The organism is Flavobacterium xylosi (genome assembly GCF_042787345.1).
Lineage (GTDB): Bacteria > Bacteroidota > Bacteroidia > Flavobacteriales > Flavobacteriaceae > Flavobacterium > Flavobacterium xylosi.
This window is the reverse complement of sequence record NZ_JBHZPZ010000005.1, coordinates 243,290-251,917: the sequence shown is the minus strand read 5'-3', so window position 1 is coordinate 251,917 and position 8,628 is coordinate 243,290. Positions and strand designations below refer to the sequence as shown.

The 8,628-nt window shown below is 34.1% G+C and carries 9 protein-coding genes; 3 read left to right on the top strand and 6 right to left on the bottom strand.

The features are described 5' to 3' along the window. Positions 1-268: 268 nt before the first annotated feature. The 3 genes from amaB to ACFX5E_RS06340 all read left to right on the top strand — a co-directional run bounded on the left by amaB (position 269) and on the right by ACFX5E_RS06340 (position 3,647). On the top strand, positions 269-1,822 hold the full coding sequence (gene amaB, locus ACFX5E_RS06350; protein ID WP_379854348.1) for an L-piperidine-6-carboxylate dehydrogenase: 1,554 nt from the start codon (positions 269-271) through the stop codon (positions 1,820-1,822). 86 nt (positions 1,823-1,908) lie between these two features. Beyond that, positions 1,909-2,991, top strand: coding sequence for a HipA domain-containing protein (locus ACFX5E_RS06345; protein WP_379854347.1), 1,083 nt, complete (start codon positions 1,909-1,911; stop codon positions 2,989-2,991). Further along, the gene (locus ACFX5E_RS06340) at positions 2,988-3,647 is read left to right on the top strand and encodes a hypothetical protein (RefSeq protein WP_379854346.1); all 660 of its coding nucleotides are present in this window, start codon (positions 2,988-2,990) and stop codon (positions 3,645-3,647) included. Before ACFX5E_RS06345 ends, ACFX5E_RS06340 begins: the two co-directional genes overlap by 4 nt. Before the next feature lie 165 nt (positions 3,648-3,812). Here the strand turns inward: ACFX5E_RS06340 and ACFX5E_RS06335 are convergent, their stop codons facing one another. From ACFX5E_RS06335 to ACFX5E_RS06310, 6 genes are all read right to left on the bottom strand, one after another. Beyond that, complete coding sequence (locus ACFX5E_RS06335) at positions 3,813-4,310, bottom strand: DUF6646 family protein (RefSeq protein ID WP_379854345.1); 498 nt, start codon at positions 4,308-4,310, stop codon at positions 3,813-3,815. 44 nt (positions 4,311-4,354) lie between these two features. After that, positions 4,355-5,080: a metallophosphoesterase gene (locus tag ACFX5E_RS06330; protein WP_379854353.1), complete on the bottom strand. Its 726-nt coding sequence runs from the start codon at positions 5,078-5,080 to the stop codon at positions 4,355-4,357. A gap of 106 nt (positions 5,081-5,186) precedes the next feature. Beyond that, the gene (locus tag ACFX5E_RS06325; RefSeq protein ID WP_379854344.1) at positions 5,187-6,326 is read right to left on the bottom strand and encodes an ATP-binding protein; all 1,140 of its coding nucleotides are present in this window, start codon (positions 6,324-6,326) and stop codon (positions 5,187-5,189) included. 52 nt (positions 6,327-6,378) lie between these two features. After that, a complete protein-coding gene (locus ACFX5E_RS06320) occupies positions 6,379-6,768 on the bottom strand; it encodes a four helix bundle protein (protein ID WP_379854343.1) in 390 nt (129 codons plus the stop codon). A 59-nt stretch (positions 6,769-6,827) separates the two neighbouring features. After that, on the bottom strand, positions 6,828-7,580 hold the full coding sequence (locus tag ACFX5E_RS06315; protein ID WP_379854342.1) for an SDR family NAD(P)-dependent oxidoreductase: 753 nt from the start codon (positions 7,578-7,580) through the stop codon (positions 6,828-6,830). Positions 7,581-7,676: 96 nt separating this feature from the next. Further along, positions 7,677-8,549: an aldo/keto reductase gene (locus tag ACFX5E_RS06310; RefSeq protein ID WP_379854341.1), complete on the bottom strand. Its 873-nt coding sequence runs from the start codon at positions 8,547-8,549 to the stop codon at positions 7,677-7,679. Between the last annotated feature and the right edge of the window lie 79 nt (positions 8,550-8,628).

Genomic DNA, 8,628 nt, shown 5'->3' with positions numbered 1-8,628 from the left:
TAAATATTGAGGCTACACAAGGTAAACATCCAGTGAATAATCGCAAGAAGCTTCCTCTCGGTGTAACAAATATATAAAAATTAACAAAAATAAATTAGGTAATCAAGATAGTACCTAAACATTCGATGTGCTAAAAAACTTTCGGTTACTCCATTGCGATGTTTGTGAAACCCCACAAAACATAAAAAATTGCATTCAATGGTTAGTTTTTCAGGTTTATATAATATCTTTACAAAAAAATATAACAATTTTCATTAAAAAAGTTACAATGATAACAATAGTAGATCAATTTGGAATGAAAGAAGCATTGGCGCAATTGGGTGTAAAAGCCATAAACGAAGGAACTTCAACAGGTGTTAACCATTTTTCAAACGGAGAAATTCTTGAAAGTCATTCTCCAGTGGACGGAAAATTAATCGCATCAGTAAAAACAACAACTGCTGCCGATTACGAAAAAGTGATGCAAACCGCTACCGAAGCTTTTAAAACATTCCGATTGATGCCAGCACCGCAACGTGGTGAAATCGTGCGTCAGTTTGGAGATAAATTACGTAAAAACAAAGAAGCTTTAGGCAAATTGGTTTCCTACGAAATGGGGAAATCATTGCAGGAAGGATACGGAGAAGTTCAGGAAATGATTGATATCTGCGATTTTGCAGTGGGTCTTTCGCGTCAATTGCACGGATTAACTATGCACTCAGAACGTCCAGGACACAGAATGTATGAGCAATACCATCCAATGGGTATTGTGGGAATAATTTCTGCATTCAACTTTCCAGTGGCAGTTTGGGCTTGGAATACAGCATTAGCTTGGATTTGTGGAGATGTTTGCGTTTGGAAACCTTCAGAAAAAACACCACTTTGTGGAATTGCCTGTCAAAACATAATTGCCGAAGTAATCAAAGAAAACAACCTTCCAGAAGGAATTTCTTGTTTAATCAATGGTGATTATAAAGTGGGAGAAATGTTGACTAACGATAGACGTGTGCCTTTAATTTCTGCTACAGGATCTACTCGTATGGGGAAAATCGTTGCGCAAGCGGTTGCAGGTCGTTTAGGAAAATCATTATTGGAATTGGGTGGAAACAATGCAATCATTGTGACTCCGGATGCTGATATCAAAATGACTGTTATCGGGGCCGTTTTTGGAGCCGTAGGAACAGCAGGACAACGTTGTACTTCAACGCGTCGTTTGATTATTCACGAAAGTATTTATGATAAAGTAAAAGATGCAGTTGTATCGGCTTACGGACAATTGCGTATCGGAAATCCATTGGACGAAAACAATCATGTTGGACCGCTAATTGATACTCATGCTGTTGAAATGTACAATAATGCGTTGACAAAAGTAGTTGCCGAAGGTGGAAAAATCCTTGTAGAAGGTGGCGTTCTTTCTGGTGAAGGATACGAGAGTGGTTGTTACGTGAAACCTGCCATTGCAGAAGCGGACAACTCATTCGAAATCGTACAACACGAAACTTTTGCGCCTGTTTTATATTTAATAAAATATTCAGGAACTGTTGAAAATGCTGTTGATGTTCAAAACGGAGTGGCTCAAGGATTGTCTTCAGCGATTATGACTAACAATTTAAGAGAAGCAGAACATTTCTTATCTGTTGTAGGTTCTGATTGTGGAATTGCAAATGTGAACATTGGAACTTCCGGCGCGGAGATTGGTGGCGCTTTTGGAGGAGAAAAAGAAACCGGTGGAGGAAGAGAATCAGGTTCTGATGCTTGGAAAATCTACATGAGAAGACAAACCAATACAATCAATTATACGACAAGTTTGCCATTGGCACAAGGAATAAAATTTGATTTGTAGGTTTTAGATTAAAATAAATTTTATAAAAAACGCTTTGTCTTATTTTAGATAAAGCGTTTTTTTATAAATTAGACAAAAAAAGATTAATGACCAATTTAGAAGCAACATTTACAGACATTTCCAATTGGTATAAAAATGTTCATTATAGTACTGGAGGTACTCGGAGTAAATACATTGCTTTACACCCCGAAACAAATGAAGAGTATTTTTTTAAAGGATCAAAAGAAACGCCTCAAGGAGAAATTCGCTATCCAACAGAGTTTTGGTCTGAAATTATTTCTTCTAAAATTGGACAATTTTTAGGTTTTCCAATGTTAGATTATAATATTGCTTATGATAGTAAAGACAAACAAAAAATCGGATGTCTTTCAAAATCCATGGTTTTTGGTGCTAAAAATAAATTGACAGAAGGGAAAACTTATTTAACGGGATTTAATGCCCAATATAATCCAGATATGGATAAAAAGGACTACACCTTTCAATTTATTTGTAATGCTTTAAAAAGTTTTTCTTTAGATGAATATATCAAAAATATTGTAGAAATTATTGTTTTCGATAGTATAATTGGAAATTCAGATAGGCACCAAGAGAATTGGGGTATAATAACAAGACATAAAATAATACATCAAAAAAAACCTGAAAAAAAGATTGTTTCTAAAGTAGAAGAGAGAAGTTTCTACAGAAAAATTAGAAGATTAACTCGAAAGTTTTTTACTGACGAAAATATAAAATCTGAAAGTATAATAAATAACCCAAATTTTATTGTAAAATTCGAAGTTAAACATCAATTAGCTCCAATTTATGATAGTGGCTGTTGTCTTGGAAGAGAACATTTAGATGATAGAGTTATAAAAATGCTCGGTGATTCTCAAATGATAGAAGCATACGTAAGAAAAGGCGAATCTGAGATTCATTGGGAGGGGAATGCTAAAAAAATGAAGCATTTTGAACTTATAGAATTGCTGTTAGAACACTATCCGACAGAAACGAAAAGGTTTATAGGTAGAGTTAAGGAGAAATATAACTCCGATGTAATAAAGGAGATAATTGAGAATATTGATAAGAATATTCCGAAGGATTTAATTAACTTTAAATTATCGATAACAAGAAAAAAATTGATGTTTAAATTGGTAACTTTGCGCATTGAAAAATTAATCCAATATTTATGAAAGCAATAGGAAACATACACCTTATCTGGAGACCAGGTAAAGGCAGTAGAAGAATTTCTGTTGGTACTATTAAAAAAAGTGCCTCGGAAGGAATTCGCTTTCAATATAATCAGGATGGCGTTGAAGAAGCCAAGAAGTTGGGTTTTGTGCATTATGAAGGTTTTCCGGATACAAGTAAAGATAAAATTTACACCGAAAATGTAATTGAAATTTTTGGCCAAAGATTAATGCGCAGTGAGCGACCTGATTTACAAGATTTTTATAATTTTTGGAATATTGATTTAAGCAAGAGAGAAGATAAATATTATATGTTGGCTTTTACCCAAGGGTTATTGCCAACAGACAATTTTGAGTTTTTGGCTCATTTTAATCCTGTAGAAAATTTATCTTTTGTTACTGAAATAACTAATTTATTAAAAAGTCAAATACCTTCAGACAAAGTTTCTGTTGGAGATGTTTTAAGATATGAATTAGAACCAAATAATCAATATGATAATAAAGCTGTAAAAGTCTTCAAAGAAGATTTATATCTTGGACACATTAAACTAATTCATTGTAGTGTTTTCCATAAAACAAGTAAGCTGTTCGTTTTGATTGTTCAAGGTATTGAGAAAAATGGGGTGTTAAAACGAGTCTTTGTTAAGGCAAGTCTCTAATTTATTTATTATCAAATAATTATACTACGAGTTTGCCATTGGCACAAGGAATAAAATTTAATTTGTAATACTTGATAAGCATAAACTAAAAAAGGCAATTTGAATTTTCAAATTGCCTTTTTTTATTGTAAAGTAAGAATAGTTACTGACTATTTAAACCAAATGTTACAAATTGAAAGAAGCTCCAATATTCAATACAAATTGGTTATTTAGTCTATCAAAACCTATTGGGTTCGTTTTATAACTTGCAATTGGAACTCCGGCTTCTGTGAAAACACCAAAACCTTCTGTAAAGAAATAACGGAATCCTAAATGTGCACCAAAATTTCTTAAACCTAAATCAAGTCCCGGATAAACATCCATTTTTGGATCTAATTTAAGGACATTTCCTAAATTAGCATTGAATCTGAATTTTGCATCAATTCTGTCTCCAAATTCTGGTTTGTTTCCTAAATCATCTGAACTCGCAGATAGCAGGTAAGAAGCGGCAAAACCGTATGACATGTTTTCTCCAAGTCCAAAATCAGAAGAGATACCAATCCCTGATCCACCGTTTTGAATGTTTGCACCAATATTAAATTTAACATCTCCTTTTCCTTTGAAAGCTTGTGCATTTGCAAAACCAACTACCAATAATAATGACAATGTAATAAACTTTTTCATACTCTTGAACTTTTATAATTTTAGGCAAAAATAGTTTAAATAAATTAATTCCTACCTTTTTCATATGGGTATAAAGCAGGTAAAGGTTCGCTCTGCCAGAATTCTTTTGTGTTTACATCCATTATCGTTAATGGACCTTTAAAAGCGGCGCCTGTATCCATATTCCAAACGCAAGCCATTTGAACGGGAATAGTTTGGCCAATTCTGGTGACCGGAGTGTGGCCTATATAAATCTCTTTATATAATGTAAATCGTTTGGGATATAACAGATCATCAATTTTCATATTTTTATCTAAAGCCAAGGCAGTTTCCCATAGCGTTCTGTCCCAGTAGAAAAGTTTTGGAAAATATTCAAAGTCAATTCCGTTCATATTGGTGAAGCCAGCATGGATAAACAAACGGTTGTCCTCGTCCAGATGGTAATCTGCTAAAGCATGCAGGAATTCAATATGTTTTAGTTTGGTTGCCGCACTTACATCAGCATAAGCAAGAACAGTAGCTTCGCCTCCGTGTTTATACCATAGAAGATTGTCTTTGCTTTCATCAAGCCAGGTACGCAACAATTCATCATGATTCCCACGAATAAAAACGCAGTTGTGTGTTTTATTTAATTCAATTAAAAAGTCAATCACATGAGGGGATTGGCTCCAGCCATCTACATAATCTCCCAGAAAAATCAAGGTGTCTTTTTCAGTAACCGCTGCTCTTTCCATTATTTGGTGTAGCGCGTGTAAGCCGCCGTGTATATCTCCTATGACGAGTGTTCTCATTTCTTGTAGTCTCAATTTGTTCTTTTACAAAAATAGCGGAAAATAAGTATTGGGAAGTATTTATTTCAAAAAGAAGATTCTTCAGAAATGGATTAAAAAGAATGAATTATTGCACATCATATTTCATTTTTCTCAAAATCCGCAAAGCTTCTTTAAAGGATAAATAGACTTGGTTAAACGGCTTCAAAAGCGGTTTGGCATCAATTAATTTTTGTCTCGCTTCTTCAAAACCATTGAGGTAACAAATCATAAAGGTTGAAGGTAAATTCTCTAAATCTTTGTGTTCCCGTTCTGATAATGAAAGTCCTTTTTGGAGTTTATTTAGCAAAGTAATATTAGAATTGTAAATATGAAACAACATTTTTTTGTTGAATTCCGGCGGCTGAAAAAGCATTTCTCTCTCGATTTTGTAATAACCATTATCGTGAAAATGAATGGTTTGTTTCTCTAAAGGATAATAACTTGTTTTGTCGTTCAAACCCAAAGGAACATATTCTATAATCGTGAAAGTATCTTCATCATAAATAATTTCCACCACGTCCTGAGCCGAATAGAATAGTTTGATTTGTTCATTTATAAGTTCAATGTCGACACGGGATAAATACGTTTTGTCACGTGATTTTTTGGCAATTCCCGCCCAGCAAATCACGAATAATTCCTTGAAGACTTTGTATTTTGGCGACATGTCTTTGTGCCGGAAATTCATAAAATCAATAACGCTATCAAGTGTGTATTCGATGCTGTTTCTGGAATTGTTTTCGATACCGATAACGGTTTCCGTGTTTTGGTAATTCTTTTCAATCTCTCCTTCCACCGGCATTGTATTACTGCCACGTCGTATAAAAACGGAATGGGCAGGAATAGTGTGAATTCCTTTTTTGAAATAGGAAGTTTTACTTTTTGGCTTTATCGTTACCAATCCAATGACTTTATCTTTAGGCAAGTTTGGGAAAGGCACATTTTCGTACTGAATTTTAGGAGGATTTCCCAGAAAAGCATTCACTAAATTCTGAATCCGACTGTCGTCAAAAAAATCGTCGCCTACAATGGCATTATCATGATCTTCGACCCCTACAACTATATACGAATTATTCGCAGGATTCGAATTTGACAAGGCACAAATGTGTTTTAAAAACTTCGCTTTTCCTTCTCGGGTATGCAAATTCAACTGACGCTTTTTATCATAAAAACTGCTCTCGTCATTGTGAGCGAGAAGGTTTTTGATAAGGATGCGTTTATTGATCATTGCTATAGATTATTATTTATTTCTATTTTTTATTGTTATTAAGTCACAGTTGTCAATCGGATTTTGACCCTTTTCTATCAGAACTTTTTAAAAAATTCATAAATTTTGAAATTTGGTCAATTATAATTTGAGACTTTAAAGTTAATTCCAAATAGTTTTCTTCATTAATATGTTTTTTGTCGAATGATCTTTGTAACTGTGATTTTGTTTCACAGCAAGAACCTCTTGAATAACTTAGAAAAGTAATAAATTCTTTGTTTCCTCCTCGACCAAAACCTTCTGCAATGTTATCCATAACTGAACCAGAAGAACCATTGATCTGATCTCTCAATTTATAATCCTGACCAAGGGTTGTGTTTTGGATCAAATGCCAAACTTGATTGCTTTGTTCTCTAGCTAATTGATAAATTACCATTTCCTCAAAAGAATTGTAATTCGCCATATTTCAGGGTTTTATAATGAATAATAAAAATAGAAATAAATAATAATTAATGGTAATAATCAATCTCTTTTTAAAATAGTCGCCGATGCCTGTGCAGTTGGCAACACCATCAAATCAGCAATATTTACATGATACGGTCGGGAAACTACAAAATGAATAATGTCCGCGATATCTTCTGGATGTAATGGCTCAAAACCTTTATAAACATTGGCGGCTTTGTCTGTATCTCCTTTGAAACGCACTTCACTAAACTCCGTTTCTACTGCACCCGGATGGATAGCACCAACGCGAATTCCATGAGGATTCAAGTCCATTCGCATGGCTTGGTTTAGTGCATCAACGGCGTGTTTTGAAGCACAATAAACGTTTCCGTTTGGGTAGACTTCTTTTCCGGCAATGGAGCCAATGTTAATGATATGACCAGATTTTTGCTCAATCATTTTCGGAATTATTGCTTTCGAAACATATAAAAGTCCTTTCACATTGATGTCAATCATCGCATCCCAATCGTCTAAATCTCCATTTTGTATCGAGTCTAAACCATGTGCATTTCCTGCATTATTTATCAAAACATCAATTTTGGAAAACGCTTCAGGCAAAGAATCAATGCTTTCAAAAACGGCCTTTTTATCTCGAACATCAAAGGATAAAGTATGCACTTCCGTAAATTCAGACAGTTCATTTTTCATTTCTGCCAGTCGGTCTTCACGTCGCCCGCAAAGAATAATTTTATAATTGTTCTTTGCTAAAATTCTTGCTGTTGCCTGACCAATTCCGCTGGTGGCACCAGTTACTAAAGCTATTTTACTCATAATTTATAATTTCTATCTTGAAAACGTAATCCTTGATTTAATTGCGTTTTATAAATCTATTTTTCTTTATTTTTATTTCTGAAACCTGGAATGGGATTACGGGACATTGGTTCCAATACTCTCGGACCAAATGGCAAACCAATCTTCTTTTTCCAGTTCTAATTCGACCGCTTTTATCAACGACTGTATTCTGGCGACATTGACTGTTCCGGCAATAGGAATTACTTTTGCTGGATGTTTTAAAACCCAGGAAAGTAAAATCGTATCAGAACCTAAATGGTATTTTGAAACTAATGTCGCCAATAATTTTTTCAATCGGTGGGTTTGTGGAATATCTTCCCTAAAAACACATCCCAACGGATTCCAACTCATTGGTCGGATATTGTGCATTTGCATATAATCAAAACTACCGTCAACCATAGGTTCGAAGTTGGTAGCTGAAAATTGTATCTGGTTGTAACTGATTTCCGTTTTCTGACGAATTAATTCTGTTTGGGACGACGTAAAATTAGAAACACCAAAATCAATAATTTTTCCTTCGGATTTTAATTTTAAAACCGCTTCAGCAATTTCATCTGCTTGCATCAAAGGACTTGGTCTGTGCAATAAAAACACGTCCAAATAATCAGTGTGTAAATTCTGTAAAGAATTTTCAGCGGACCAAATAATGTAATCTTTGGAATATTCGTAATGTTTAATAGTGTTCATACGGTTTTCCGTCACCATTTGGATGCCACATTTAGAGATCAGTTGCATTTTTTCTCTGGCTATTTTGCTGGAAGCAAACGCTTTTCCAAAATCTGATTCGGTGGTATAATCACCGTATATATCAGCATGATCAAAGGTGGTTATTTTATTTTCTAAACAGATATTAATCATGTTTTCCATTTCTTTGGTATTGAGATTTTTATCCCAAATTCCCCAATTCATGACGCCAGCTACAATAGGTGATAATTTTGTTTTGCTCATGGTTTTTGTTTTTTATTGAAATTTCTAAATCTTCAATTTCAAAGTATATTTTTCAAAGTTCTTAAAAATAGGTAAATTC